The sequence below is a fragment of the Pseudomonas moraviensis subsp. stanleyae genome, from assembly GCF_036283065.1.
GTDB lineage: Bacteria > Pseudomonadota > Gammaproteobacteria > Pseudomonadales > Pseudomonadaceae > Aquipseudomonas > Aquipseudomonas stanleyae.
This window is the reverse complement of the sequence record NZ_JAADJI010000039.1, coordinates 1-321: the sequence shown is the minus strand read 5'-3', so window position 1 is coordinate 321 and position 321 is coordinate 1. Positions and strand designations below refer to the sequence as shown.

The window sequence follows — 321 nt, the reverse complement described above, 5'->3', positions numbered from 1 at the left end:
GCGCCCATGCTTGAGCGCCGGGCCCGGTTTCAACTAACACCGTGACGCTCGCAGGAAGCCCTCGCAGAAATACCTGAAAGGCTTCTCGCGACTTGATTCGATCCTCGAAAATCACCTGACCGAGGGCATCCTCCCCAGCCACCTGAAAAACCCTCTTGGCAAGATCTATCGCAACTGTGGAGCATGCCGACACGTCGGCTGACAAAGATTGATCAATCGTCGTATGCTTTTTCATGGCCTCGCCCTCGCTGTCGTTGGCTTCTATAAGAATGCCACCGTGGCGCACAGACGCCTCGGCTTGGGCGAGTCCATTTAATTACA

General features: G+C 55.5%; 1 pseudogene. It reads right to left on the bottom strand.

Features of this window, described 5'->3' with window-relative positions:
• Positions 1-235, bottom strand: a pseudogene (locus GXB78_RS28010) (IS110 family transposase); the annotation flags it as partial.
• Between the last annotated feature and the right edge of the window lie 86 nt (positions 236-321).